We start from the raw sequence: 23,988 nt of genomic DNA, 5'->3' as shown, positions 1-23,988 counted from the left end.
CAATCCGCTATGTCGGATCAATCACCTCTGTTGCCGATCGCGGCAAATGTGCAGCTCAAAGGTTAAACCTCAAGCTTAGAGCCTGCTGACAAAGGATTCGGTCGTCGAGGCCGGGACAGGGATGCCCTGGTCGAGCCCCATCTTCGAGCGATACGCCTGCGGACAGGAGCGGGCTCCTGATAGCTGAGGTGTTGTCTACGCAACTCGGCAACCACGAGCCCGTGCTTGTCCCTTCGTACTGCCGCCTGGTCGGCGCCGGGCAAGATACGCGCGTACCCGCAAAATCGGTTGCGCAGGTCATCATGATGGTGACATGACGTGGACAGCACCCGGCGTAGAGCGGGGACCTCGGACGGACATGGCCTGTGGCGAACGCGAGATGCTGGATAACTGGTTGAAGCTCCGCCGGGTGTTCCTGCTGCGCAAATGCGCCGGCCTCACCGCCGAGCAACTGAAGACCGCCTCCGTGGAGCCGTCCAACCTGACGCTGCTCGGCCTCTTGCGACACATGACGGAAGTCGAGCGCTGGTGGTGGCGGGAGAAGTTCCTGCACGAGGACTTGCCCGATCTGTACATCACCGAGGAGTACGAAGACGGCGACTTCGACCTGGTGGCCGACGCCGATGCCGAGGCGGACTATGCCGCCTTCCTCGCGGAGACGGCTGCGTGCGACGCCGCGGTCGCGAGCATCGACCTCGACGAGCTGGCCGACGACCCCAGGGCGCCGACCGGCAAGGTCAGCCTCCGCTGGATCTACATCCACCTTCTGGAGGAGTACGCGCAGCACACCGGGCACGCCGACCTGATCCGGGAGCGCATCGATGGGGCCACGGGAGCGTAACGGCCCTCCCGACATTTCCCGTATCCAGGTCCTGGCACCTCACCGACGTACCCACTGATCAGCTGAGTGGTGGTTGGCCGTAGCTCCAGGACTCAGAGCCTGCTGACCAAGGCTTAAGTGATCGTGGGCATGGGACCGTAGAGGGCTGGCCCGATCTTGTGGATGGAGCCTGGTGGGACCATTGAGCCAGTTGGACGCGGAAGCAGTTGATGTTCTCGATTCTGAGGATGGCGTCCAACTCGGTCCCTCTCCAGGCATCGCCAGGGCTGAGCGGCCAGGAGTTCCAGAGGCGTATCGCTCGAAGATGGGGCTCGACCAGAGCATCCCTGTCCCGGCCACAGCGACCAAATCCTTCGCCAGCAGGCTCTTAGAGCTGTTCCAGCAGCTCGCGGACGGATAGGTGCAGGCCGGCCTGGACTGCTTGGCGGCGCATGAGGTGCGCCACGGCCAGGGCAAGTCTGTTTCCGCGTCGGACTGGCGCGGGCCGTCAGTACCAGGACATCGTCATGCCCGCGTCCGCGCGAACGGCCGCGCTGTACGTCTCCTTGAGGTCGGCGAAGTACAGCGTGAAGTACTCCTCGTCGTCGCCGTTGACGTTCTCGGTCGTCCGCAGGCCCGTCATGAACTGCTCGACAGTGACGGGCGAAAGGCGCTCCCAGAAGGCCCTGACCTGCTCCGGGGTGAGTCGGCCCAGGAATCCTTCCTCCGACCCCTCGGCGTCGACGCCGTCCGGACCCCCCACCCCGTGAACGATCTCGTCGCCGTCGAGCCCCAGTGCCTCCAGCCCCACGCGGAGGTAGTGCGCGCTCTCGTCGAGGTCGTAGCTACCAAGCTTCTTTCCGTCCTTGACGACGTCGATGTAGATGCAGACCCCCACGGTCGCCTCCCTCGTGTACCGTGACCTGGCCATTGGTGATCAGCATATGGGTGCGTAGATCTTCGGGGTGGTCGGTACCGCGGCACGGCCGCACGATGGTAGAGCAGTTCGTCGATACCCGCCCTGAACGGCCGGATCGGGGGCAGGAGCTGCTGTCGGGTGGCGGAACGTGATGCATGGCTCCGCGTCCCTTCCCCACGATCGACGGCATTCATGGGTAATGCGCGACCTCTGGTCGAAAGTCCAGCTCAACCCCGGTTCCCCAACGCGTCGATCACGACCGCCTGGATCTTGTGTTCGCGCAGGTAAGCACGGTTGGCTTTGGAGGAGTAGGCCTGATGAGCAGGTAGGCCCGTCCCCGGACGGCAGCGGTAGAGAGCACATGAGTAGCCGGCGGTGATAGTGCTACGACAAGAGCGGTGGTCCGTGATGTCGTACCGGGTCGGGCCTTTCGCCGGGGCTCAGGCGGAACGGAAGTCGGCGATGATCTCGTCGAGGTGGCGCAGGGCGATCTCGACGCGTACCGGGTCGGCGTAGTAAGGGTCGTCGGGCACCGGGAGCGAGGCCGCGAGGCCCCAGCCGCGACCCCGCGCCCACGTCGCGTCGTCCACGCCGAGCGTCTCGCGGAAGACGCCCCGAGCCTCCGGTGGCAGGAACTTCCACGCGGCCAGCAGGTCCACGGCGGGGTCGCCGACGGCGAGCGTGCCGAAGTCGATGATGGCGCTCAGCCTGCCCTCGACGGTCAGGAGGTTCCCGGTCGCGAGGTCGCCGTGGATCCACACCGGCGGGCCGTCCCAGGCGGGGGCTGCCAGGGCCGCCTCCCACACGGCCGTCACCGCGTCGGTGTCCACGATCCCGCGCAGCGCCTCGATCTTGGGACGTACGCGGGCCTCGACGGCCACGGAGTCCCGCTCGTCGCCCATCGGCACGCCGCGGAACGCGTTGCTCCACGAGGGCCCCGGGCCGCCGGTCGCGTCGATCCCCTGCAGCGCGCGGACGAACCCGGCCAGCTCCTTGCCCGCCTGGACAGGATCCACCAGCTCCTCCGTCGTCTCGCCCGCCAGCCACCGGTAGACCGACCAGGGGAAGGGGTAGCCCTCGCCGGGCTCGCCCTTCGCGAGGGGCTCGGAGATGGGCAGCGGCAGGTGCGGGGCGATCCGCGGCAGCCAGCGGTGCTCGCGCTCCACCTGCCCGACCCACCGGCGGTAGCGGGGCAGGCGTACGGACATGTCCTCGCCGAGCCGGAACGTCGCGTTGTCCATCCCGGAGCGCGGCACGGGGGAGAGGGGCAGGTGGGCCCACTGGGGGAACTGCGCCTCGAGCAGGCGGCGTACGAGGGCCTCGTCGATCAGCAGGTCGTCGGGGCTAGGCGTTGACACGGAGTGCTCCTTCTGGCTCAGAGGTGGGGGAGGGACGCAGGACCGGGGCGAGCAGTGTCAGCAGCACGACCACCCCGGTGATCAGCGCGAATGCGGCGGGGTAGCTGAGCGCGCCCGCGACGCCGCCCGTCACGGCGGGGGCGATCAGCCCCGACAGGTACGTGATCGTCGCCACGCCCGCCACGCCCTCGCCAGGAGTCCGGCCCGCGTTGCCCGCCGCCGCGAACACGAGGGGAACGATCACCGCCACCCCCAGCCCGACCAGGGCGAACCCGGCGATGGCGAGCGCCGGCGTGCGGGCCGCGACCACGAGGGCGCCGCCGACCGCCGCCACCGCCCCGCCCGTCCTGACGGCCGCCACCGGGCCGAGCCGGCGGATGACCCGGTCGCCCAGCAGTCGCGCGCCCGCCATGCAGAGCATGAAGACGGTGTACCCGGCGGCGGCCAGCCCCGGCCCGGCGTCGGTCACGGCCGTGAGGTAGACGGCGGCCCAGTTGGAGCTGGCGCCCTCGGCGAACGTCGCGCAGAACCCGACCAGCCCGATGACCAGGATCCCGCCCGTGGGGAGCGCGAAGCGCCGCGGCGCGGGCGCGTCACGTACGGAACCGGCCATCCCGCTGTCGGGCAGCAGGCCGCGGCCGGCTGCCGCGCCGAGGAGAAGTAGCAGGAGCGACATGGCCCCGAGGTGGAGCCGGGCGTCGATGCCCGCGTGGGCGGCCAGGGCGCCGAGCCCGCCGGCGGCCAGGCTGCCGACGGACCACGTGCCGTGCAGCCCCGACATGATCGAGCGGCCCAGCTGTCGTTCGAGGAGGACGGCGTGCGCGTTCATCGCGACGTCGCACATGCCCGCCGCCGCCCCGAACAGCAGGAACGCCCCGAACAGCCACACGGCCGACGGCGAGAGCGCGGGGAGGGCCAGGCCCGCGCACCACAGCGCGAGGAGGACGCGGGTGGCGGCTCGGTTGCCGAAGCGGTAGGCGAGGCGGCCGGCCATCGGCATGCCCACGAAGGCGCCGATCGACGGGCACAGCAGCGCGAGGCCGAGGGCGCCGGGGCTGAGGTGCAGGTGCTCCTGGATCCAGGGAATGCGCGTGGACAGGCTGCCGGCGACTGCGCCGTGCGCGGCGAAGACGGCCGCGATGGCACGATGAGGGCTCATGTCCGAGAAATTATCAGGCAGGGTTCCTGATGAAAAGAGCTTTCAGGCAGGCTCCCTGATTATTATGAGGTCCGTGAAGACCGCGACCCCTTCCATGGCCCGGGCGATCAACGACCGGCTGGCGCTCGACCTGCTGCTGGAGCACGGACCGCTGACCGCGCCGCAGCTCCGCACGCTGACCGGGCTGTCCAGGCCCACCGTGTCCGACCTGATCGAGCGGCTCATGGCAGGCGGCCTCATCGAGGTCACGGGCGAGGCCGGCGAGGACCGGCGGGGCCCGAACGCGCGCCTGTACGGGCTCGTGGCGGACCGGGCACACGTGGCGGGGGTGGACGTACGGCGCGACGCGGTCAACGTCACGGTCGCGGACATCACCGGGCGCGTGGTCAGCGAGGCCAGGACGACGATCGGCGCGAGAGCCGACCTGGCGGCCCTCGTCGCGAAGGTGGTCGGTGACGCGGTGGGGCGGCGCGCGCTGGACACGGTCGTGGTCGGCGCGCCGGGGCTGGTCGATCCGCGCGCCGGGGAGCTGGTCTCGCCCAACGACGTGCCCGGCTGGCGGCGCGGCACGATGGCGTCCGTACGCGAACGCTTCGACGTGCCGGTGATCCTGGAGAACGAGGTCAACCTCGCCGCCGTCGCCGAGCTCCGCACCGGAGCCGCCTCCGGCAGCGAGGACTTCGTGCTGCTCTGGCTGGACGACGGCGTGGGGGCCGCCATCGTGCTCGGCGGGCGGCTGCGCCGGGGGATGTCGGGCGGCGCGGGGGAGATCGGGTTCCTGGACGTGGGCGGCGTGGCGTTCTGCGACCTCGTGAACAGCGAGGTCATATTGGGCCTCGAACGGGACGAGCTGGCCCGGCGGATCGCCCGGGGCGCCTTCGCCTACGCCACCCTCCTCGACCCCGGGCTCGTCGTGCTCGGCGGCACGACCGGCCATGAGGGCGGGGACGAGCTGGCCGGGCTGGTCGCCGGGCACCTGCGGGAGCTCGCCCCGGCGCCGACCGAGGTCCGCGCCAGCACGGTCAAGGGCAACGCGGTGTTGCAGGGAGCCGTGCTGACCGCCCTGGACCTGGCCCGCGATCACGTCTTCGGCTGAGCACTTCTTCCATCGGCGGCTGTCAGGCGAGCGGGCGTCAGGCGAGCGCTGTGATCAGCCCCATCGTCAGCGCCGTACGCTCCGGAATGTGCTCCACCAGCACATGCTCGTGCCGCGCGTGCGCGCCGTCCCCCACGGCGCCCATCCCGTCCAGCACCGGCCGCCCCAGCGCGGAGACGAAGTTCCCGTCGCTGGCGCCACCCACCGACGCCTCCTCCAGCAGCCACCCGAACCCGGCCGCCACCTCCCGCGCCTCCTTGAACAGCCGCCGCGAGGCCGCGTTGGGCGTCATGGGCGGCCGGTTCCAGTCGCCGGTGGCGGAGATCGACACCCGCGGATCCGACACCTTCAGAGCGGCGAACACATCGTCGATCCGTCCCACCTCCGTCGGGTCCGTCACGCGCACGTCGATGCCGCAGCTGGCGTGCCCGGCCGCCACGTTGCGCCCGGTGCCCCCGGTGATCAGCCCGACGTTCACGGTGGTCCCGTGCTCCCGGGAGCCGGCCCGGGCCAGCGTGGTGACGATCTCGGCCAGGGCGTGGATCGCGCTGGCGCCCGCGTCCGGATTGAGCCCGGCGTGCGCCTCCACCCCGGTGACGTTCACGTTGAACAGCCCCACGCCCTTGCGGGCGGTCTTGAGCGCGCCGTCGAGTGACGCCTCGAAGACCAGGCTCGCCAGCGCGTCCTCGCTCGCGGCCTCGATGTACGGGCGCGAGGTCGGGCTGCCGATCTCCTCGTCCCCGTTGAACAGGAACCGCACGCTCGGATGCGGCAGTCCCAGCTCCCGCAGCCCGCGCAGCGCCCAGATCGCCTGCACGAGACCCGTCTTCATGTCGAACACGCCCGGCCCCGTGGCCTTCCCGTCCACCAGCGCGAACGGCCACTCGGCCAGCGTCCCCGTCGGCCAGACGGTGTCGTAGTGGCAGAGCATGAGCACGGTCCCCGGCGCGGTGCCCTCGTAGGTCAGCTCCAGGATGTCCCCGTGCGAACCGCCGTCGTGCAGCACCTCCTCGTCCGGCGTGCCGAGGTGTTCGACGGCCCGGGCGCGGATCGCCCGCAGCCCCTTGACCAGCATGGCCTTGTCGTAGCTGTGGGTCTCCAGCTCCACCGCGGCCCTGAGGTCGTCGAGCATGGCCGGAAGAGCCTGCCGGGTCCAGTCAGTGATCAACACGGGAATCCTTCCGAGGAATCAGCCGGGGCCGAGCGGGATGCCCAGCCACCAGAACACGAAGAACAGCACTGTCCAGACGACGAGCAGGGTGAGCGAGAGCGGGATGGTCATCGAGGCGAGCGTGCCGATGCCCGCCGTGCGCCGGTAGCGCTGGAGGAAGCCGAGCGCCATCACGAAGTACGGGCTCATGGGCGTGATCGCGTTGGTGCACGAGTCGGCGATGCGGTAGAGGGCCTGGGTGGTCTCCGGCGGGATGCTCAGCAGCATCAGCATCGGCACGAAGACCGGCCCGACCAGCGCCCACTGGGCCGAGCCGCTGGTGACCACCAGGTTGATCAGCGTGACCACGAGCAGGATGCCCAGGAAGACCACGGGTCCGCTCACCCCGGCCGACTTCAGCAGGTCCGCGCCGCCGATGGCGATGATCTCGCCGATGCCGGTCCACTTGAAGTACGCCAGGAACTGCGAGATCGCGAAGAACAGCACGAGGATCGGCGCCATCTCGCGCAGCCCGTGGGCCATGAAGCCGGGGATGTCCCGGCTGCCGGCGACCGTGCCCGCGGCCTTCCCGTACGCCCACCCGGCGGCCAGGAACGCCAGCGCCAGGAAGACCGCGATCGAGGTCAGCAGCGGCGACTGCACGATGCTGCCGTCCTTGCCGCGCAGCGGCGACCCGGCGGGCAGCACGGCCGCCACGATCACGATCACGAACGCCACGAGAGCGATCGCCGCGGCCCGCAGCCCGCGGCGCTCCTCCGCGCTGAGGGCCAGCGAGCCGAGGTCGTCGTCGGGGGCGTCGGGATCGACCGGTATCGACTCGACCCGGCGGGCCAGCACACGTTCGGTCACGAGCGTGATCGTGGCCGCCAGCACCAGGGAGGAGGCCAGCGAGAAGAAGTAGTTGGCCAGCGGCGTGACCGTGTAGGCCGGATCGACGGTGTGCGCGGCGGCCGTGGTCAGCCCCGACAGGATGGCGTCCACCGGGGTGACCAGCGGGCTGGCGTCGTAACCCGCCGAGATCGACACGAACGCCACCACGATGCCCAGGATCGGGCTGCGCCCCACCGCGCGGAAGGCCAGCGCGCCGAGCGGGATGAGCACTACGTACGCGGCGTCGGACGCCACGTGCGCCACCATACCCGTGAACGCCAGCGCGAACGTGACCCACTTCGGCGACACCTTCGACACCCCGGACCGCAGCACGGCCGCCAGCAGCCCGGAGCGCTCGGCGACGGCGACGCCGAGCATGACGACCAGGATCGTGCCCAGCGGGGGGAACGTGGTGTAGTTCTCGACCACGCCCTCGACCATCATCCGCACGCCGTCGGCGGACAGCAGGTTCTTGGCCACGACGGTCTTGCCGGAAGCCGGGTTGACCGCCGACACACCGGCCGCCGACAGGCCCCAGCTCACCAGCGCCAGTAACGCGCTCAGGACGATGAACAGCCAGAACGGGTGAGGCAGCCGGTTGCCCAGGCGTTCGATCCCGCTCAGCACGCGGAGCAGCGCGTTGAGGGAACGCGAACCCGTCATCGTCTCGGAGGCGCTCATAGCCCGTCTCCTTACCCCATGTTTCGGTCAACCATTACATGGGGTAAGGGCACTTCTTGACAAGGGCGGGTCATGTCAGGCGACCGGGACGGGCTCCCTGAGCGGCAGGCGTACCTCGAACCACGTCTGGCCCGGCACCGAGCGGACCTTGATCTCCCCGCCGTGCCGTCCGGCCACGATCCGGTAGGAGATGTCGAGGCCGAGACCGGTGCCCTGGCCCACGCTCTTCGTCGTGAAGAACGGCTCGAAGATGCGTTCCTTGATCGCCTCAGGCACGCCGGGGCCGGTGTCGCCGACCTCGACGATCGCCTCGTCCTCGTCGTGCGCGGTGCGGATCGTCAGCGTGCCCACCTCGCCCATCGCGTCGAGCGCGTTGTGGATGAGGTTCGTCCACACCTGGTTGAGCTCGCCCGCGTAGCACGGGATGAGCGGCAGCGTGCGGTCGTAGTCGGTGACCACGCTGATGCCCGGCGGGATCTTCCCGCGGAAGATCGCGATCGTGCTGTCGAGCAGATCGTGCAGGTCCACCTGCTGGAACGGCGCCCGGTCCATCTGCGAGTACTGCTTGGCAGAGTTGATCAGCGACGTGATGCGCTCGGTGGCCTCGGTCACCTCGCGGAGCATCTGCGAGATCTCGATCGCCCCGGCCAGCCAGTGCAGCGCGGCAGGAGTCTGCTCCTCGCCCACCTTGCCGCGGACCTTCTCCAGCTCCTTGTTCGAGAACCCGGCGTTGACCAGCGCGGGAGCCAGGTCCCAGGCGTCGTCGACGCCGAGGTCGTCCAGGGCCTCGCCCAGCTCGTCCTCGGCGTCGGAGATCTCCAGCGGGGTGCGCTGCGGCAGCTTGCCCAGGTTGTTCGTGCAGGCCTCCTGCCATTCGATCAGCGCGCGCAGCTTCTCCGGCGGGATGCCGGCCTCGGCGAGCTGGGCGAGCTGCAGCCGCGAGGTCCTGACCAGCGTGCGCAGCTCGCTCGCCGCGCGCACGGCCGCCGCGGCCGGGTTGTTCAGCTCGTGCGTGAGCCCGGCCGTGATGGTGCCGAGCGCGGTCAGCCGCTGCCGCCGGTCGATGGCCTCGCGCTGGAACCGACCGCCCGACAGCATGCCGTCGAGCAGGTGCATCGCCATCGGGAACCACTCGGCCACGATGTAGGCGAACTTCTTGGCCGGCAGCAGGAACATCCGCGTCGGCGCGGTGGCCCGCAGCGTGTGCTGGTACGTCTGCGGCGCCCGGTCGCCCAGGTAGGCGCTGGTGGCGCCGCCGTAGACGCCCGGCTGCGACGTGCGGGGCATCGCCACGGTCCCGGCGCTGACCGTCTCGCTGATCATCTGGATCTCGCCGTCGAGCAGCACCGCGAAGCACTCGGCCGGGTCGCCCTGCCGGAGGATCACCTCCTCCTGGGCGAACGTGCGTACCTGACCGCTGTTGGCCAGCTTGGTGAGCTGCTCGTCGGTCAGCCGCTCGAAGAGGAAGAGCTTGCGCAGTTCATCGATGTCCACAGTCGTGGTGCTCATTGCTTCTCCAGGTAGCGATGCACGAGCGCGACGGCCATCGCGCCCTCGCCGACGGCGGAGGCCACTCTCTTGATCGACTCAGCGCGTACGTCGCCCGCGGCCAGCACCCCGGGAACGTTCGTCTCCAGGAAGTACGGCTCGCGCCGCAGCGGCCAGTTACGCGGCCGCCGCCCGCCCTGCACCAGGTCGGGACCGGTCAGCACGAACCCCTTCTCGTCGCGCTCGATCGTCTCGCCCAGCCAGGTCGTGTACGGCTCGGCCCCGATGAACACGAACAGCCACTGCGCGTCCACCGTGCGGGTCTCGCCCTTGGTCGAGAGCGACAGCCGCTCGAGGTGGTCGTCGCCCTCGCCGCCGACGACCTCCGTCTGGAGGTGCACCTCGATGTTGGGGAGCGCGGCTATCTGCTCGATGAGGTAGTGAGACATGGACTTCTCCAAACCATCACTCCTCACCAACAAATGGACCTTGCTCGCGAATCCCGCCAGGTAGACCGCTGCCTGCCCGGCCGAGTTGGCCGCCCCGACGATGTAGACCTCGCCGTCCTGGCAGGAGGGCGCCTCGGTCAGGGCCGCGCCGTAGAAGACGCCCCGGCCGACGAACTCGTCCAGCCCCGGCGCCTCCAGACGGCGGTAGGTGACGCCGGTCGCGAGGATCACCGCGTGCGCCGCGATCTCCCCGCCGTCCTTGAACCCGACCACCCGTGCCTGGCCGCGTGCCTCCAGGGAGACCACCTTGCGCGCGGTCAGCAGTTCCGCCCCGAACTTCAGCGCCTGCCTGCGCGCCCGCTCGGCGAGCTGCTGCCCCGAGACGCCGTCGGGGAAGCCCAGGTAGTTCTCGATCCTGGAGCTCTGCCCCGCCTGGCCGCCCGACGAGTACGCCTCGACCATCACGGTCCTCAGCCCCTCCGAGGCGCCGTAGACGGCCGCGCCGAGCCCGGCCGGGCCGCCGCCCACCACGATCAGGTCGTAGAAGTCCGTGGCCGGGGTGGTCGACAGGCCCACCGCCATGGCCAGCGTGCCCTGGTCGGGCGACTCCAGCGTGGTGCCCTCGGCGGTCACCACCAGCGGCAGATGGCAGCCCTCTCCGGCGGCCTTCACCAGCTGCGCGCCCTCCGGGTCCTCCGCCAGCATCCACCGGTACGGCACGTGGTTGCGGGCCAGGAAGTCACGGATCTTGTACGAGTGCGCCGACCACCGGTCGCCCACCACCCGCAGCTCGGACCGCTCGACCCGGTCCGTGCGCATCCAGGCGTCGAGCTGGCCGTCGATCACCGGATAGAACTTCTCCTCCGGCGGATCCCACGGCTTGAGCAGGTAATGGTCGAGGTCCACCACATTGATCGCCTGGATCGCGGCGTCGGTGTCGGCGTAGGCCGTCAGCAGCACCCTGCGCGCGTACGGATACATGTCCATGGCGGCCTCGAGGAACTGCACGCCGTTCATCTGCGGCATGCGGTAGTCGGCCAGGATGGCCGCCACGTCGTCGCCTCGCAGGCGCATCTGCTTGACGGCCTCGATGCCTTCCGCGGCCGCTTCGGCGCGGACAATCCGGTATTCCTGGCCATAGCGGCGTCTCAGGTCACGAGCCACCGCCCGCGAAACGCCCGGGTCGTCGTCCACCGTAACGATGACCGGCTTGTCCATGTCTTCTCCCCACTGGTCCCTAATAGGAAGCATGTCATGTGCGGCAAGCTCAGCGAGCACTCGCTCATATCATGGGCGGATGCGCACACGCGATCGCATCATCGACGCCGCCGAGCAGGCCATACGGGAGTTCGGCATCGCGGGTGCCACCACCAAGCGCATCGCCCAGCAGGCCGGCTGTTCGGAGGCGCTGCTCTACAAGCATTTCGCCGGCAAAGAGGCACTCTTCCTCGCGGTCCTGCTGGAGCGGCTGCCCGCACTCGGCCCCGCCCTGGCGCGGCTGCGTCTCGGCACCGGCCAGGGCGACCTGGCCGCGAACCTCACGGAGTTCGCGCTGACGGCCCTGGAGTTCTACCGCAAGGCCGCGGGCATCGCCTTCGGCGTGCTGGCCGATCCGTCGCTCCTGTCCGGGTTCAGGACCATGCTGGCCGAGAGGCAGGCGGGGCCGCATCTGCCGATCCAGGCGCTGGCCGAGATCCTGCGGGCCGAGCAGCGCGGCGGCCGGCTCGACGAGGGGGCGGACGCCGACGCCGCCGCGGCGATGCTGATGGGTGCCTGCTTCCACCGGGCGAACCTGTCCTCCTTCGTCGATCTCCCCGACGAGGACGAGCCCTGGGCCGCCGCGATCGCGCGCACGCTGGTCAGGAAGTGACGCTCAGGCGATGACGCGGCTCTCGCCGCCGTCCACCAGCATCGAGATCCCGTTCACGAACGAGGCCCGCTCGCTGGCCAGGAACGCCACCACGTCCCCCACCTCATCCGGGCTCCCGATCCGGCCGACCGGCACCGCCTCGGCCCGCCGGGCGAGGGCATCCTCGCCGCCCGCCATGCTCCGCAGCCGGTCGGTGTCGATGGGACCGGGCATCACGTTGTTGACCAGCACGCCGTCGCGGCCGACCTCGCGGGCCAGGGTGCGTACGACGCCGGCCACGGCGGAGCGGGTGGCGTTGGACAGCGCCAGGCCGTCGATCGCCTCCCTGGCCGACCTGCTGGTGACCGTGACGATGCGCCCCCAGCCGCGCGAGCGCATCTCGGGCAGGACCGCGTGGATCAGGCGTACGGTGCCGAGCAGGTTGCGCTCGACGGCGACCTCCCAGTCGGCCAGGCTGGCCTCGTCGAAGCGCCCGGCCGGCGGCCCGCCCGCGTTGGCCACCAGGATGTCGATCGGCCCGAGCACGTCACGCGTCTCCTCGACCACCCGCCGGGCGGCGGCCGGGTCCTCCACGTCGGCCAGCACGGCGTGCACGACCTTGCCGTACTCCTGAAGCTGCACCACCGCGTCCGCGAGCCGGTCGGGGTTGCGGGCGCTGACGCAGACGTCGCAGCCCTCACGCGCGAGACTCTTGGCCGCGGCGAGGCCGATGCCCGCGCTGCCTCCGGTGACGAGGGCGACCTTGCCCGAGATGCCGAGATCCATAGGGGCGACTATAGATCGTGCGGGTGGTGGCTGAGCAGGTCGCCCGCCCCGGCGCCCCGGCGCTCAGGCCGGGGTGAGGCGGGTGAGCTTGTCCGGGTTCAGGATGCTGTAGATCTCCTTGATACGGCCGTCCTGGATGTCGAACGCCACCAGCTGCCGGTACCTGGCCACCCGCGTCCAGATGGCCGGATGGCCGTTGACGTCGAGCACCTGCGCCTCCGCAGGGCCGTACTTGTTCCTCAGGCCCACCAGGAAGTCCGCCACCTTGCGGCGCCCCAGGATCGGCCGGAGCGCGGCGCGGAGCTTGCCGCCACCATCGGTGTAGGCGACGACGTCCTCGTGGAGCAGCTCGGTGAGCGCGGCCAGGTCGCCGCCCGAGGCCGCCTCCATGAACTTCGTCACCAGCTCGACGTGGTCCGCCGCGGACGGCTGGAACCTGTCACGCCCCTGGGCGAGCCGCACGGAGGCGCGGCGGTGGAGCTGTCTGGCGTTGGCCACGGAGGTGCCGACGATCTGCGCGACCTGGTCGTACGGGAGCTCGAACGCCTCCCGCAGCACGAACACCGCCCGCTCCGGCGGCGAGAGCCGCTCCATCAGGTGCAGGGTCGCGTACGAGACGGTGTCACGCAGCTCAGCCGTGTCCAGCGGCCCCGCCTCGGACGTCATCACCGGCTCGGGCAGCCACGGCCCCGTGTACGCCTCGCGCCTGACCCGCGCGGAGCGCAACTGGTCGAGCGCCAGCCGCGAGACCACGGTCAGCAGGAAGGCCCGCGGCTCCTTGATCTCGCTCCGTTCGACGCCCTGCCAGCGCAGCCACGCCTCCTGGACCACGTCCTCCGCGTCCCACATGCTGCCGAGCAGGCGGTAGGCCAGCCCCAGCAGCATGGGGCGATGCTCCTCGAACTCCACGGCGGCATCATCTCCCGTCACCAAGGAGGTCGGCGTGCCGGGGCCGCCAGTCGAGGCTTTCGGCTGGAAATGCCGCGGTAAGCATGATGAGCTTGGCAAGTGGCGAGAAATCTGATCCTGTCAGGAGGACTGTTCCATGACTTCGCCGCCACATCGGCCGCGCTCGCGGAAGCGCTCGCCGAGGTGGGGGTCGAGTCGGAGATCACCGAGGACATCGCGGGCGCGCTGAGCGAGCCGTCGGAGGTCCAGCTCATCACGGTCAACGCGCTGCGCTGGCAGATGGACCAGGACCGCTTCGCCGACCTGCGTCCCGAGTGGCGCTTCGCGTTACCCGCCGAGGCCCGCACGACACTCCTCGATCACCTCGAGCGGGGCGGCGGCCTGCTGTGCATGCACTCGGCGTCGATCTGCTTCGACGACTGGCAGGGCTGGCCGCGCGTCCTGGGCGGCTGCTGGGCCTGGCCCAAGTCCCACCACCCGCCGCTGGGGTGGACGGGCGTGCGGGTGCACGGCGGACACCCGGTGGTGGACGGCCTGCGGGACTTCGACGTGGTGGACGAGGTCTACAGCGACCTCGACATCCTGCCCGACGTCCGGCCGCTGGCCTCGTCGAACGGCCAGCCGCTGATCTGGGCGCGGCCGGTGCGCCGGGGCCGGGTGTTCTACGACGCCCTGGGCCACGACACCAGGTCGTACGAGAACGAGGTGCACAGGACGCTGCTCCAGCGGGCCGCGCTGTGGCTGCTGAAGCGGCCGGTCACCATCACGGAGTGAAGGACCAGCCGGTCCACCGGGTGACGTCCACGAGGATGACCGGGCCGTCGGGCCGGTGCTCGCGATACTGGCCGTACCTGGCTGCCAGCGCGTCGAGCGCTGGCTCCCGCTCCGGCCCTTCCTCCACGATCCTGGCCAGGCCGTCGGCGCGCGCCCACCACAGCCGGGCCCAGTCGTCCTCGTAGTGGTCGGCGAGCAGGCTGACGCGCGGGTTCTCCCGGATGTTCCGCAGCCGCCTCAGGGCGGTGGTGGTCTTCGGCTTGTGGTCGATCGCGGTCACCACCCGGTCCGCGACGACGGCGAAGGTGACGGGCACCAGGTGAGGGGTGCCGTCGCGGCTCGCCGTGGCCAGCCGTGCCACCCGCTCCTCCCGGAACCTCGCGCGGGCCCGCTCGCCGTCCATCCCCCCATTGTGGTGACCGGGGAAGGCGTCCGGAACTTACAAGACCGCATGTCGCCCGCGTGGGCAGGATGACCGTATGAACGTGAACCTTGCCGCGATCCCAGGTTTCCTGGCCGGGCACGGACGTGTGCTGGACCGCCGCCGCTACGACCTGCTCATGGGCGACGGCGACCCGGCCTCCGTGCTGGCCGCCCTGGGCGCCTACCGCAATCCGGACGGCGGCTACGGCTGGGGCCTGGAGCCTGATCTGCGTTCGCCCGAGAGCCAGCCGGCCTCCGCGCTGCACGCCTTCGAGGTGTTCGAGAACGTCGCCCCCACGACCGCACCGGAGGCCGTGGGGCTGTGCGACTGGCTGGGGTCCGTCACGCTGCCGGACGGCGGGCTGCCGGTCGCGCTGCCGCTCACCGTCGTCGAGGCCACCGCTCGCTGGTGGACGGGCGGCGACCCGGCCGTCTCGTCCCTGCAGATCACTGCGATCTCCGCGGCCGCCGCCCACCGCGTCGCGGTCCACGACCCGGCCGTGGCCGCGCACCCCTGGCTGGAGCGGGCCACGCGCTACTCCCTCGACGCGATCCAGGAGATCGAGGAGGCGCCGCACGCGTACGTGCTGCTGTTCGGCGTGCGGTTCCTCGACGCCGTGTACGACAGCCAGCCCAGGGCGTCCGACCTGCTCAAACGGCTCGTCGCCTACATTCCGGCGGACGGGCGGGTGCCCGTCGAGGGCGGTACCGACAACGAGGCCCTGCGTCCGCTGGACTTCGCCCCTCGCCCGGGCCGGCCGGTCCGCGACCTGTTCGAGCCCGAGGTGATCGCCGCGGACCTCGTCCGGCTGGCGGGGGAGCAGCACGACGACGGCGGCTGGAGCGTGGACTACGCGCGCTTCTCGCCCGCCGGGGCGCTCGACTGGCGCGGGGCCGCCACCGTGAACGCCGTCGAGACGCTGCGCGCGAACGGCATGATCTAGGCGCCGCCTAAGGGGACAGGCGGCGGGCCGACTCCGACTCCTGGGCCATGCGGCGCAGCGCGTCGAACGCCTTGCCGTACAGGACGGTGCCGAGCACCAGGGCCTCCACGGCGGCGTCGCGCGGGCCGTGGAACGGGATCTTGTCCATCTCGACCTCGGACACCAGCTTCCGTGCGGTCTCGGCGTACGGCGTGAGGTCGATGGGCAGGCCGAGCTGGCGCATCCTGACGAGCGTCTGGGCCAGTTCGTCGCGGGTGGGGGCGTGCGGGGCGATGTCCCAGCCCAGGTCGGCGATCAGGCGGTCCACCTGGTCGCGGGCGAGCTGCCAGTCCTCGCCGGGCTCGGGCTCGACGGCGGGGCTCAGGGCGTAGTGGGCCGTGCCCAGCATCTCGTGCACGGGGAGGGACTCGTCCTCGACCGCCTCGATGACCTTCTTGATGGAGGCGACGGGAAGTCTGCCGACCTCGAGCATGGCCCGGATCAGGCGGAGCCTGCGCAGGTGGGCCTCGTCGTATTCGGCTCTGGTCGCGGCGGTCTGCTGCCCCTGGTGCAGCAGCCCCTCGCGCAGGTAGTACTTGATCGTCGGAATGGCGACACCGGACTTGGCGCTGAGTTCGGAGATGCGCATCGGTGGATAATAGCGCTATCCAGATCGGGCCAGGTGGCGGGCGGCGCTGAGGAGCTCGTGCACGTCGGTCTGGCGGTTCCAGAGAAAGACCACCTCCAGCGGCGGCACGTCCTCTTTTATCGGGAGGAACGCGAGCGTGTCGGGGACGGTCGTGCCCTCGTGGACGCACAACGCGTAACCCACGCCCTCCTGCACCATGTTGATGACCAGATCGTGCGTGGCCGCGGACGGGCCGAGGCGGGGGTGGAGGCGGTGCCGTACGAATCCCTCCAGGAAGCGGCGGGCCCCGGCCACCGCGTCGGACTCCGGCATGACCAGCGGCTCGGCCGCCAGGTCCGACAGCGACAGCGCCTCGTGCGCCGCCAGGGGGTGGTCGCGGTGGAGCAGCGCGCGCACCGGGAAACGGTGGATCAGCATGCGGGCCACGCCCCTGGGCAGCGAGCCCGGCGCGTAGCCGAGCCCGGCCTGTAGGGTGCCGTCCACGATGGAGACGATCTGCTCGGCCGTTCCCATGGGCGCCACCCGCAGGTTCGGGGTCGGAAGCTGGGAGAGCAGGCGGGCGACCACGTCCGCCAGCCCGTCGGCCACGCCCAGGCGGGCGGTCTGCGCGGTGCACCTCGCGGCGGCCACGGCCCGGTCGAAGGCGTCCACCGCGACGGTGGCCTGGGCCAGGAACGCCTCGCCCGCCTCGGTCAGCTGGACGCCGCTCGACGAGCGGCTGAACAGCTCGACCCCGATCTCTTTCTCCAGTGCCCTGAGCTGCTCCGACAGCGTCGGCTGGGCGATGTGCAGCGCGGCGGCGGCCCGGCGCAGACTGCCTGCCCGTGCGATCGCCATCGCGTACCGGACGTAGCGTAGATCCATCCCTCACCTCGGCGTGATGATGGGCTATCGGTAGATCACACCTCCGTATTACAAGAGGCTCTGCTTCCCGTGAAGATACGCAGTTATCCATGGATAGCCGTTGTTGACGAGCAAGCGCTTGTCTTGGTCGGTCCGCGCGGGCTAGCGTGGCGGCACATCGTTCATGGTGCCTGGGAGGGGGGCGGAGGCGGGGCATGCAGCCGTTCGCCGGGCGGGCGGCCGTGGCGGGGATCGGGATGACGGCCCTGACCAGGGAGTCCGGGCGCACCGAGCTGGAGCTGGCGGTCGAGGCGTGCCGAGCGGCCTGCGCGGACGCGGGGATCGGGCCGCGCGACGTGGACGCGGTGCTCAGCTATCACATGAACGACTCCGCGCCCGCCGTGCAAGTGGCGCGGGCCCTGGGGATCGAGCGGCTCGGCTGGCACAACGACATCGCGGGAGGGGGGACGCAGGCGGCGTCGATCCTGGGCGACGCGGCGATGCTGATACATGCCGGTTTAGCGCGAAATATCATGATTTATAGGGCGCTCAACGGCCGGTCCGGCAAGCGCATGAACACCGTCTCCACCGGCCCCCAGGAGCGCTTCACGTATGGGCTGGCGGGCCCGATCCCGCTCTTCGCGCTGGCCGCGACCCGCTACCTGCACGACACGGGCCTGTCCGCCGAGCACCTGCACGCCGTCGTCGCCCAGTCCAGGGAGAACGCCGGAACCAACCCGCGCGCCCTGCGCCGCGAGCCGCTCGAGCTCGCCGCCTACCTCGCCAAGCCGTACGTCTGCACCCCGCTCCGCACGGCGGACTGCTGCCAGGAGACCGACGGCGCCTGCGCCCTGCTGGTCAGCGGCGTCCTCGACGGGCCGCGCGTCCAGGCGGTCGTGCGCGGCGGAGGCCCCGGCTGCTCCTCGATGGACCGCGCACCGGACGTCACCGCGATCTTCTCCGCGTACGTGGCGCCCATGCTATGGGAGGCGTCCGGGATGCGCCCGTCGGATGTGGACGTGGCGCTGCCGTACGACGCGTACTCGTGGCTCGTGCCCCGGCAGCTGGAGGACTTCGGGCTGGTCGAGCGCGGGGACCTGGGGGCGTACCTGCTCGAACGCCGCCACGCCTGGGTGAACCCGCACGGCGGCCTGCTCTCGGAGGGCTACGTGCACGGCCTGAACAACGTGGCCCAGGCCGTCAGGGAGCTCAGGGAGGGACGTGAGGTGGCTCTCGTGACGGGGTTCGGGGGCAGCTATGGGAGCGCCGCCCTGCTCGTACGGTGAAAAATCGGCGGAAATGATGATGATGCCTCCGACATGTACGGGGTGATCCGATCCCGACACCCGAGGAGGCCGACCATGGGGACCGCCCGTGGATGACGACCGGAAAACCCGGTTCGAGGCCGTTTACCAGCAGACGTACGAGCACATACTCGGCTACGCCCTGCGTCGCTGCGACTCGCCGGAGGACGCGGCGGACGTGGTCGCCGAGACGTTCGCCATCGCCTGGCGCCGCGTGGACACGCTCCCGCCGGGCGGCGAGGCCCGGCTGTGGCTGTACGGCGTCGCGAGGAACGTGCTGGCCAACCACCGACGCGGCCAGGCCAGGCACCGGCACCGGAGCGTTGAGCTCGACACCGAGCTCGCCGACCTGTACGCCCACTCGCCCGAGACCAGCGTCGAGCTGGGCGCGATCGCGCGGGCGTTCGAGCAGCTGCCCGACGACGACAGGGAGCTGATCTCGCTGGTGGCCTGGGAGGGCCTGGACCGGGCCCAGATCGCCACCGTGCTCGGCTGCTCGCGCAACGCCGTACGCATCCGGCTCCACCGGGCGCGCAAGCGCTTCTCCAAGGCGCTGGCCACGGCCGGCGTGACCGTCAACCACTTCGTCATGGAGTCGGCATGAACGAGTTGCAGAACCTCGCCAGGGTCCGCGACGAGGACCTGGCGGGCCAGGCGTCCGGCGCGGGGGCGCGGGCGCTGCTGGCCGCCATCACCGCCGAGGAGCCCACCCCCGAGAGGGCACCCGTGCCGCGCCGCCGTACCCGGCGCCTGCTGCTGAGCGCCGCCGCCACCGCCACGCTGGCCGCCGCCGCCCTGATCGGTCCCAGCCTGGTCACCACCCCGGCCGTCGCCACCTCGTACGCCAGCACCGAGCTGGACATCACCCGGGAGGGCGGCGACTGGGTGGCCCGGATCAAGGACCCGTACGCCGACCACAAGAAATACACCGAAGGCTTCAAGGCCGTCGGGCTGAACGTGCAACTCCAGATCGTCCCGGTCTCCCCGAGCGGGGTCGGCGAGATGTTCCAGATGGGCATGGGCGGTTCGGCGATCGGGCAGCGCATGTACACGGGCACGGAACCGGACGGATGTGAGACGGGCCGGCCGGGGTGCGTGCTGGTGATCAAGCTGCCCGTCGGTTTCAACGCTCAGGCCTGGGTGAAGTTCGGCCGCGAGGCCCGTCCGGGGGAGGCCTATCAGAACTCCGGCCGCGCCAACGCGAAGGGCGAGATGCTCGAGGGCGTCAAGGTCAGCGGGCGCACCGTGGGCGAGGTGGTCGCCGAGGCGCGTGCGCGCGGGGTCAAGGCGATCTTCCAGGTCATCACGCCGAACGAGAATTACGACGGCTTCTCCGTCAAGCCGGGAGAGGCCTGGCCGCAGGTGGGAAACGACTGGTTCGTATGGGACGCCGAGTCGGCGCGGCCCGGCGTGGTGCGGCTGTTGGTTACGAAGGAGCACCTGCCGAAGAACCCCGTCTACGGCGATGGCGAGCCCCCCGTCGGGTGAACGGGCCCATGGCCAAACGACAGTGATCTTGAAGAAGTCAGCTCCTCAGGAGGGATCGGCCGATCTTCGGAGACGGCTGCAAGCAGGGGGTTACCCTGGGATCAGGCCGTCCCCCTTGAGGTGTTGGATTATGGCGAGAGAACCGGCCCTCGGCGAGAATCTGGCGCGCATCCGGGTGAGTAAGGGACTCACTCAGGAGGAGCTGGAAGAACGCTCAGGCGTGAGCGTGTCCACGATTCGCAAGCTCGAACAGGGCGACCGCAGCAGCGCGCGGGTCTCGACGCTTCGCAAGCTGGCCGAAGCGCTCGACGTGCGGACCTCGGATCTGTTCCGGCCTTCCCCGGAACCGGTCTCACCTCAGGAGGAGACCGTGCACGCGGACCTCCTCGCGCTGCGCCGTACGCTCAAACCCGTGCGCGGGCTGGCGGGTGTCCAAATGCCCGACCTCGACGGGCCGGTCTCGTACGGATCGGTACGCGACTCGTACCTCGCAGCGAACACCCTGTACCGGGCGGACGATTACCGGGCTGTGGTGCAGACGATCCCCGCGCTGCTCGTGGAGGCGCGCACGCTGGTGGCGGATGCCCGGGGCGCGGACGATCAGCGCGCCGCGCTGACGCTGCTCTCGCAGACCTTCCAGTTCTCGGCACAGGCGTTGATCCAGCTCCAGCAGTACGACCTCGCCTATCAGGCAATCACGGAGGGGCTCGCGGCAGCCGAACAGGCCGACGATCCGCTGTTGGGCGCATGGCACATCTTCAACGAGTGCTGGCTCTTTCTCCGGGAAGGGCGACTCGACGACGCGCAGCGCGCAGCACTGGTGACAGCCCAGGCCATCGAACCGCGCTTCTCGACAAGCGACCCCGCGAGGTTCGCTACCTGGGGGTGGCTGCTGTTGTGGGCCTCGGCGGCAGCCGTTCGCAACAACCAGGGTGATGAGGCCGAGGACATGCTCACGTTCGCCCGCGCGGGGGCGCACCGTATCGAGGGGCAGCCGCTCGAAGCTCCTCCGCTGTGGGCGGCGCGGGGAGCCTCGACTTTCGCCGGGTTCTCCCCGGAACTGATCCAGATCAAGGCCGTTGAGTACGCGGTGGTGCGGGGGAACAGCACGCGGGCTCTGGAAATCCATGACGGAATCCGGTCGATGGCGAATCTGTCGAGCAGCACGCGGTACAGATACCTTCTCGATGTGGCCAGTGCGCATGCTTTCGAGCGGAATGCGGCGGAATCGTGGGAGATTCTTCTGGATCTCAAAACCCGCGTGCCGCACTGGCTCAAGTACCAGCCATTCGCCCGGCGAGTGGCCGGCCAGCTCATCGAGGACCGGGCGCGGGCGCTCAGAGCCGAGTACGCGGAGGTAGCGGCCTTCCTGGGGGTCGAGTCCTGATCCAACTGCCACATGCCGTGGCAGTTGGATCAGCTCCTGTGCGCAAGTGCCACATGGTGTATCTGGTTTGGATTTTCCCTCTCCGCGATGCTCTTCCCCATGGACACTCTTCCTCCGCGCGTCGCGAAATTCGATGGCCGCTGGAATTCTTATTCAGTGGCTGAACGGCTCCGCGCAGAACTCGAAACCCGTGGCATTTCAGCCGAGGTTCACGAGGGTTATCGGCTGGCGTTGGTGTGGGTCTGGGTGGGCCTGGTGGTGTGGTGCGACGGTGAACGGTTCTGGTGGCGTACCGGGTGGGACGAGGGGCGCAAGCGTGCCGTCTACGCCTGGCATCCAGTGGCGGACCTCGGCCGGGCCGTTCGCCGGATCGCGTTCCGCTATGCGGAGCTGCGGGAGGGACATCCGCTGTCGACGCTGGTTCGCGCGGCGCTGGAGGAGGAACTGGAGCGTCGGGCGGCGTTGCCGCTATGAGCGTGAGCCTGAGCCTGAGCAGCCTGAAGAACGAGTACGGAAGGGACTGGACCATCTCCGACGCGGTCAGTGGCGGCTGGTACGCCGTGCGTCGCGTCCTCCTGCCGGACCAGGGCAACGAACGCGGCCTGTCCAACGACGCCACGCGGCGGTCTCGCTCTGGCTGAACGCGGGCGTTCCTGCCCCTGAGGTCGCCAAGCGCCGGCCACAGCGTTGGCGTGCTCCTGCGGGTCTACGCCAAGTGCATCGACGGCCAGCAAGAGCAGGTCAACAACAAAATCAACAGCGCCCTGGACCTATAGCCCACGTTTGTCCGGTTTCCGGCCCTGGTTGTCCCGGGGCCGGTTCGGCTTGCACTGCTCTTTGCCGAGTCGTTCCCACTCGTCACGGTTGCGCTGCGGCACGCTGGCAGGCACGGGCAGTGAGTAGGGAGGATTATGCACCAAGATCAATACCGCCCCACCCCCTCACCCGAAGAACACCGTCCGGTGCGGCGCCCGCTGTACGGCCTGCCGGTCCGAGACCGGCCCCGGCTCCTCGCTAAATCCGACTCCTTCAGTTGGCGAAGGTACGCAACCCCGATTCCACCAGAGCGATCAATGCTGAAAGATCGGGGTCGCCTGACCCGGTCGGCGCTCGTCGTCGGGTTTCTGGCCTGTGCAGGCTTCGGCATCTGGTCGACTACGTGGGGCACTGGCACCGCCTCGCCTCGAACCAATGTTGCCTCGATGCCAACACCCCGCCTCACTGTTGTGGAGCAGTCGGTGGCGCCCACCTCGCCGTCTTCGTCCACATCTGTGCCCGCGCCCCGAGAGGTGTCCTCGGCGACGCCCCAGACGTCGAAGGATGAGAGGACAACAGCCGAGAAGCGTCGTCGAGGGGTAAACCAGTCGGTGCCACGTCGGCGGCAGGAGCACGTCGGGAGGCCCTCGCCTAAGCCGACCACGGTCGCCGTTGTTGGGCCACGTAAGGCCAGAAACAAGATGTCGGACGGCCGTACTCCAAAAGCATCAGGACCGCTGATTGCCGCGAAGTGCGATGAGTTGTTTCCGCCGTCCCGTCCCGAGTTTCGGATTCGGAATCGTGCCTGTCACCAGATCCTGGGCTGATGATCGGGCCAGTCCCGTCTCTTGTCGGCTGCACGGATCATCTGCGGCTTCAGGGACGGGTGACTGCTCGCTCATGACGGCTCCACGGATTCCGCGTCACGACGTAACGCGCAACTCGAAGTCCGGTGCGTACAAGGAGGGATTGAGAAGCTCGCTGGCGGGAATTCCCGCCCTATAGGCCTTGGTAAGAATCCGATTCATTTGTCCCCTCACGTACGCCATGTCCGGCTCAGGGTCATTGATGCGGGTAAACCCCGCGGCTTGACGATCGTCGGTCCATACATGTCCCAGCAACCGTCCATGGCGATCGTGCACCGCGGCCCGCCGTACCGGGCCAGCGGCCTTGAAATCGTAGGAGTCGTTCTCCGAGACGAACCTGGCGGTGACGTCGTGGAAACGAGGATTCGGGGTGTCAGTCATCGAAGGGCCCTTTCCAACCAGTGTCAGCGTCCATAGATGGTCGGGCGTCCCAATCGGGTGGCTTGGTCCATCCATCCGGTACGACGTCCGCTTCCATGTACCAATGGCCGTCCTTACGGTACACATCGCGTACGACGTACGACGTGCCGCGGCGCAAGAGGACCTCCCGTTCGCCGGTCAGCTTGGTGATCGGGAACATGTTGAGCGCTTCGTGTCCCTTGGGTACCCGTAACATCACGCGGAGGTCTCCGTCGAAACCAGCTCTCCGGCCTACACTCGTGCTTAAGTATCCCGGTTCGGTGATGACGCGGCCTGCCAGCCCCTCCATTTCGGCGGGTGAGTTGATATCGACCCCCAGCGACTCCAAGAATTTTTTGCCCACGCCTCTGTGCAGGACCACGTCGGATGGCAGATGAGACTTGGCGATCGCCCGGTCCATGGCGGCGATCTCGTCGGCGACCTTGGGAGACCAGACAACACCGGGATCAGCGTCCTTTGCCCGCAGGGCCGGGTTGATCTCCATGTAGCCGGGGCCGCCGTAGAATGGCCTTCCCCTCATAGCGTGGAGACCGAACCGGGAGAGGTTTGGTCGTGGCAGGAGTCACGCGGAGGCGCTTTGATCCGGAGTTCCGGGCGGGG

25 protein-coding genes and 1 pseudogene are annotated in these 23,988 nt (G+C 69.7%); 12 read left to right on the top strand and 14 right to left on the bottom strand.

What is annotated here, in order from left to right; all coding sequences use genetic code 11:
* Positions 1-313 precede the first annotated feature (313 nt).
* Positions 314-841, top strand: coding sequence for a DinB family protein (locus AB0J64_RS52765; protein ID WP_364045393.1), 528 nt, complete (start codon positions 314-316; stop codon positions 839-841).
* A gap of 487 nt (positions 842-1,328) precedes the next feature.
* On the opposite strand, the gene AB0J64_RS52760 is transcribed toward AB0J64_RS52765, so the two are convergent.
* From AB0J64_RS52760 to AB0J64_RS52750, 3 genes are all read right to left on the bottom strand, one after another.
* Positions 1,329-1,751 carry a DUF1877 family protein gene (locus AB0J64_RS52760; protein ID WP_364045392.1) on the bottom strand — a complete coding sequence of 141 codons (423 nt, stop codon included), beginning with the start codon at positions 1,749-1,751 and terminating at the stop codon, positions 1,329-1,331.
* A 428-nt stretch (positions 1,752-2,179) separates the two neighbouring features.
* Complete coding sequence (locus AB0J64_RS52755; RefSeq protein ID WP_364045391.1) at positions 2,180-3,097, bottom strand: aminoglycoside phosphotransferase family protein; 918 nt, start codon at positions 3,095-3,097, stop codon at positions 2,180-2,182.
* Positions 3,084-4,256, bottom strand: coding sequence for an MFS transporter (locus tag AB0J64_RS52750; protein WP_364045390.1), 1,173 nt, complete (start codon positions 4,254-4,256; stop codon positions 3,084-3,086). The genes AB0J64_RS52755 and AB0J64_RS52750 overlap by 14 nt, the downstream gene beginning before the upstream one ends.
* A gap of 73 nt (positions 4,257-4,329) precedes the next feature.
* On the opposite strand from AB0J64_RS52750, the gene AB0J64_RS52745 reads away from it, so the two are divergent.
* Complete coding sequence (locus tag AB0J64_RS52745) at positions 4,330-5,352, top strand: ROK family transcriptional regulator (RefSeq protein ID WP_364045389.1); 1,023 nt, start codon at positions 4,330-4,332, stop codon at positions 5,350-5,352.
* Between the two features lie 37 nt (positions 5,353-5,389).
* Here the strand turns inward: AB0J64_RS52745 and AB0J64_RS52740 are convergent, their stop codons facing one another.
* From AB0J64_RS52740 to AB0J64_RS52725, 4 genes are all read right to left on the bottom strand, one after another.
* Positions 5,390-6,523 carry a M20 family metallopeptidase gene (locus AB0J64_RS52740; RefSeq protein ID WP_364045388.1) on the bottom strand — a complete coding sequence of 378 codons (1,134 nt, stop codon included), beginning with the start codon at positions 6,521-6,523 and terminating at the stop codon, positions 5,390-5,392.
* 18 nt (positions 6,524-6,541) lie between these two features.
* The gene (locus tag AB0J64_RS52735; protein WP_364045386.1) at positions 6,542-8,074 is read right to left on the bottom strand and encodes an AbgT family transporter; all 1,533 of its coding nucleotides are present in this window, start codon (positions 8,072-8,074) and stop codon (positions 6,542-6,544) included.
* Between the two features lie 75 nt (positions 8,075-8,149).
* A complete protein-coding gene (locus AB0J64_RS52730; RefSeq protein ID WP_364045384.1) occupies positions 8,150-9,583 on the bottom strand; it encodes an ATP-binding protein in 1,434 nt (477 codons plus the stop codon).
* The gene (locus AB0J64_RS52725) at positions 9,580-11,229 is read right to left on the bottom strand and encodes an FAD-dependent oxidoreductase (RefSeq protein WP_364045382.1); all 1,650 of its coding nucleotides are present in this window, start codon (positions 11,227-11,229) and stop codon (positions 9,580-9,582) included. Before AB0J64_RS52725 ends, AB0J64_RS52730 begins: the two co-directional genes overlap by 4 nt.
* Before the next feature lie 79 nt (positions 11,230-11,308).
* On the opposite strand from AB0J64_RS52725, the gene AB0J64_RS52720 reads away from it, so the two are divergent.
* A complete protein-coding gene (locus AB0J64_RS52720; RefSeq protein ID WP_364045380.1) occupies positions 11,309-11,881 on the top strand; it encodes a TetR family transcriptional regulator in 573 nt (190 codons plus the stop codon).
* Between the two features lie 3 nt (positions 11,882-11,884).
* On the opposite strand, the gene AB0J64_RS52715 is transcribed toward AB0J64_RS52720, so the two are convergent.
* Together AB0J64_RS52715 and AB0J64_RS52710 are read right to left on the bottom strand one after the other, a co-directional pair.
* A complete protein-coding gene (locus AB0J64_RS52715) occupies positions 11,885-12,646 on the bottom strand; it encodes an SDR family oxidoreductase (protein ID WP_364045378.1) in 762 nt (253 codons plus the stop codon).
* A gap of 63 nt (positions 12,647-12,709) precedes the next feature.
* Positions 12,710-13,555, bottom strand: coding sequence for an RNA polymerase sigma-70 factor (locus AB0J64_RS52710; RefSeq protein ID WP_364045375.1), 846 nt, complete (start codon positions 13,553-13,555; stop codon positions 12,710-12,712).
* 99 nt (positions 13,556-13,654) lie between these two features.
* Here AB0J64_RS52710 and AB0J64_RS52705 point away from each other — a divergent pair, with 99 nt between their 5' ends.
* A complete protein-coding gene (locus AB0J64_RS52705) occupies positions 13,655-14,329 on the top strand; it encodes a ThuA domain-containing protein (RefSeq protein ID WP_364045373.1) in 675 nt (224 codons plus the stop codon).
* Here AB0J64_RS52705 and AB0J64_RS52700 read toward each other — a convergent pair.
* Positions 14,319-14,732 (bottom strand): TIGR03668 family PPOX class F420-dependent oxidoreductase, encoded by a 414-nt coding sequence (locus AB0J64_RS52700; protein ID WP_364045371.1) that lies wholly within the window; start codon positions 14,730-14,732, stop codon positions 14,319-14,321. The two genes, AB0J64_RS52705 and AB0J64_RS52700, sit on opposite strands and share 11 nt — an antisense overlap.
* Before the next feature lie 76 nt (positions 14,733-14,808).
* Between AB0J64_RS52700 and AB0J64_RS52695 the strand changes: the two genes are divergently transcribed.
* Positions 14,809-15,696: a hypothetical protein gene (locus AB0J64_RS52695; protein ID WP_364045369.1), complete on the top strand. Its 888-nt coding sequence runs from the start codon at positions 14,809-14,811 to the stop codon at positions 15,694-15,696.
* 7 nt (positions 15,697-15,703) lie between these two features.
* Here the strand turns inward: AB0J64_RS52695 and AB0J64_RS52690 are convergent, their stop codons facing one another.
* Together AB0J64_RS52690 and AB0J64_RS52685 are read right to left on the bottom strand one after the other, a co-directional pair.
* The gene (locus AB0J64_RS52690) at positions 15,704-16,324 is read right to left on the bottom strand and encodes a MerR family transcriptional regulator (RefSeq protein WP_364045367.1); all 621 of its coding nucleotides are present in this window, start codon (positions 16,322-16,324) and stop codon (positions 15,704-15,706) included.
* 15 nt (positions 16,325-16,339) lie between these two features.
* Positions 16,340-17,188 carry a LysR family transcriptional regulator gene (locus tag AB0J64_RS52685; protein WP_364045365.1) on the bottom strand — a complete coding sequence of 283 codons (849 nt, stop codon included), beginning with the start codon at positions 17,186-17,188 and terminating at the stop codon, positions 16,340-16,342.
* 194 nt (positions 17,189-17,382) lie between these two features.
* Between AB0J64_RS52685 and AB0J64_RS52680 the strand changes: the two genes are divergently transcribed.
* The 7 genes and pseudogenes from AB0J64_RS52680 to AB0J64_RS52650 all read left to right on the top strand — a co-directional run.
* On the top strand, positions 17,383-18,453 hold the full coding sequence (locus AB0J64_RS52680; protein WP_364045363.1) for an acetyl-CoA acetyltransferase: 1,071 nt from the start codon (positions 17,383-17,385) through the stop codon (positions 18,451-18,453).
* An 88-nt stretch (positions 18,454-18,541) separates the two neighbouring features.
* A complete protein-coding gene (locus AB0J64_RS52675) occupies positions 18,542-19,075 on the top strand; it encodes an RNA polymerase sigma factor (protein ID WP_364045360.1) in 534 nt (177 codons plus the stop codon).
* Positions 19,072-19,959 (top strand): hypothetical protein, encoded by an 888-nt coding sequence (locus AB0J64_RS52670; RefSeq protein WP_364045358.1) that lies wholly within the window; start codon positions 19,072-19,074, stop codon positions 19,957-19,959. Before AB0J64_RS52675 ends, AB0J64_RS52670 begins: the two co-directional genes overlap by 4 nt.
* A gap of 130 nt (positions 19,960-20,089) precedes the next feature.
* Positions 20,090-21,346 (top strand): helix-turn-helix transcriptional regulator, encoded by a 1,257-nt coding sequence (locus AB0J64_RS52665; protein ID WP_364045356.1) that lies wholly within the window; start codon positions 20,090-20,092, stop codon positions 21,344-21,346.
* A 99-nt stretch (positions 21,347-21,445) separates the two neighbouring features.
* On the top strand, positions 21,446-21,820 hold the full coding sequence (locus tag AB0J64_RS52660; protein ID WP_364045354.1) for a hypothetical protein: 375 nt from the start codon (positions 21,446-21,448) through the stop codon (positions 21,818-21,820).
* Entirely contained in the window at positions 21,817-21,987 is a 171-nt protein-coding gene (locus AB0J64_RS52655; protein ID WP_364045394.1) for a hypothetical protein, read from the top strand. The genes AB0J64_RS52660 and AB0J64_RS52655 overlap by 4 nt, the downstream gene beginning before the upstream one ends.
* A pseudogene (locus tag AB0J64_RS52650) lies at positions 21,960-22,122 on the top strand (site-specific integrase); the annotation flags it as partial. The gene AB0J64_RS52655 and the pseudogene AB0J64_RS52650, both read left to right, overlap by 28 nt.
* A gap of 903 nt (positions 22,123-23,025) precedes the next feature.
* On the opposite strand, the gene AB0J64_RS52645 reads toward AB0J64_RS52650, so the two are convergent.
* Positions 23,026-23,349 (bottom strand): hypothetical protein, encoded by a 324-nt coding sequence (locus tag AB0J64_RS52645; protein ID WP_364045352.1) that lies wholly within the window; start codon positions 23,347-23,349, stop codon positions 23,026-23,028.
* Entirely contained in the window at positions 23,342-23,908 is a 567-nt protein-coding gene (locus tag AB0J64_RS52640) for an ADP-ribosyltransferase (protein WP_364045350.1), read from the bottom strand. The genes AB0J64_RS52645 and AB0J64_RS52640 overlap by 8 nt, the downstream gene beginning before the upstream one ends.
* Positions 23,909-23,988 lie beyond the last annotated feature (80 nt).

It is taken from the genome of Nonomuraea sp. NPDC049695, assembly GCF_040674955.1.
GTDB classification, from domain to species: Bacteria; Actinomycetota; Actinomycetes; order Streptosporangiales; family Streptosporangiaceae; genus Nonomuraea; species Nonomuraea helvata.
This window is presented reverse-complemented; position numbering and strand designations above follow the sequence as displayed.

What these genes read in the sequence shown, in the direction of transcription:
- AB0J64_RS52765 (WP_364045393.1), top strand. Translation starts at nt 314, where the DNA reads ATGACGTGGACAGCACCCGGCGTAGAGCGGGGACCTCGGACGGACATG.
- AB0J64_RS52760 (WP_364045392.1), bottom strand. Translation starts at nt 1,751, where the DNA reads ATGGCCAGGTCACGGTACACGAGGGAGGCGACCGTGGGGGTCTGCATC.
- AB0J64_RS52750 (WP_364045390.1), bottom strand. Translation starts at nt 4,256, where the DNA reads ATGAGCCCTCATCGTGCCATCGCGGCCGTCTTCGCCGCGCACGGCGCA.
- AB0J64_RS52735 (WP_364045386.1), bottom strand. Translation starts at nt 8,074, where the DNA reads ATGAGCGCCTCCGAGACGATGACGGGTTCGCGTTCCCTCAACGCGCTG.
- AB0J64_RS52730 (WP_364045384.1), bottom strand. Translation starts at nt 9,583, where the DNA reads ATGAGCACCACGACTGTGGACATCGATGAACTGCGCAAGCTCTTCCTC.
- AB0J64_RS52725 (WP_364045382.1), bottom strand. Translation starts at nt 11,229, where the DNA reads ATGGACAAGCCGGTCATCGTTACGGTGGACGACGACCCGGGCGTTTCG.
- AB0J64_RS52720 (WP_364045380.1), top strand. Translation starts at nt 11,309, where the DNA reads ATGCGCACACGCGATCGCATCATCGACGCCGCCGAGCAGGCCATACGG.
- AB0J64_RS52715 (WP_364045378.1), bottom strand. Translation starts at nt 12,646, where the DNA reads ATGGATCTCGGCATCTCGGGCAAGGTCGCCCTCGTCACCGGAGGCAGC.
- AB0J64_RS52700 (WP_364045371.1), bottom strand. Translation starts at nt 14,732, where the DNA reads ATGGACGGCGAGCGGGCCCGCGCGAGGTTCCGGGAGGAGCGGGTGGCA.
- AB0J64_RS52695 (WP_364045369.1), top strand. Translation starts at nt 14,809, where the DNA reads ATGAACGTGAACCTTGCCGCGATCCCAGGTTTCCTGGCCGGGCACGGA.
- AB0J64_RS52690 (WP_364045367.1), bottom strand. Translation starts at nt 16,324, where the DNA reads ATGCGCATCTCCGAACTCAGCGCCAAGTCCGGTGTCGCCATTCCGACG.
- AB0J64_RS52685 (WP_364045365.1), bottom strand. Translation starts at nt 17,188, where the DNA reads ATGGATCTACGCTACGTCCGGTACGCGATGGCGATCGCACGGGCAGGC.
- AB0J64_RS52680 (WP_364045363.1), top strand. Translation starts at nt 17,383, where the DNA reads ATGCAGCCGTTCGCCGGGCGGGCGGCCGTGGCGGGGATCGGGATGACG.
- AB0J64_RS52670 (WP_364045358.1), top strand. Translation starts at nt 19,072, where the DNA reads ATGAACGAGTTGCAGAACCTCGCCAGGGTCCGCGACGAGGACCTGGCG.
- AB0J64_RS52665 (WP_364045356.1), top strand. Translation starts at nt 20,090, where the DNA reads ATGGCGAGAGAACCGGCCCTCGGCGAGAATCTGGCGCGCATCCGGGTG.
- AB0J64_RS52660 (WP_364045354.1), top strand. Translation starts at nt 21,446, where the DNA reads ATGGACACTCTTCCTCCGCGCGTCGCGAAATTCGATGGCCGCTGGAAT.
- AB0J64_RS52655 (WP_364045394.1), top strand. Translation starts at nt 21,817, where the DNA reads ATGAGCGTGAGCCTGAGCCTGAGCAGCCTGAAGAACGAGTACGGAAGG.
- AB0J64_RS52645 (WP_364045352.1), bottom strand. Translation starts at nt 23,349, where the DNA reads ATGACTGACACCCCGAATCCTCGTTTCCACGACGTCACCGCCAGGTTC.
- AB0J64_RS52640 (WP_364045350.1), bottom strand. Translation starts at nt 23,908, where the DNA reads ATGAGGGGAAGGCCATTCTACGGCGGCCCCGGCTACATGGAGATCAAC.